The 413-nt window shown below is 63.0% G+C and carries 1 protein-coding gene; it reads right to left on the bottom strand.

The annotated features are described in order from the left end of the window. The coding region (locus AB4Z43_RS33520; protein ID WP_441941008.1) for an ATP-dependent DNA ligase at positions 1-413 on the bottom strand (413 nt) is incomplete at both ends.

Genomic DNA, 413 nt, shown 5'->3' with positions numbered 1-413 from the left:
CGCTTCATCCCCTGGGGCGCAGGCCCGGCATGCTCCTGGACACGCTTCCACAGCCGCTCGCGGATAGCCTGGCTGGAGTTGATGAAGGCCGAACCGACATAGCGGCCGGTTTTGCGATCGGCCATCAGGGCAAAGGCCGGCTTGCCGGCTTCACGCTCGACGCCAATCAGYTCGTATTCGTCGACMGAGTAGCATTTCGCCTTCARCCAGYTCGTCGAYGGACCGCTGCGGTATTTGCTATCCTTGCGCTTCGAAACCATGCCCTCAAGCCCAGCCTGGTCGAGCAGATGGAAGATGGCCTTCGCTTCGCCCGGCAATGGCTCGCTGAACTGAATACGCCCGCCGGGCTCGATCATGCTGGCCAGGATCTCGCGGCGCTCCTCCAGCGCCATTTCGCGAAGGTCGTGGCCGTT

This window comes from Mesorhizobium sp. 2RAF45 (assembly GCF_052115225.1).
Classification (GTDB): Bacteria; Pseudomonadota; Alphaproteobacteria; order Rhizobiales; family Rhizobiaceae; genus Mesorhizobium; species Mesorhizobium jarvisii.
This window is presented reverse-complemented; position numbering and strand designations above follow the sequence as displayed.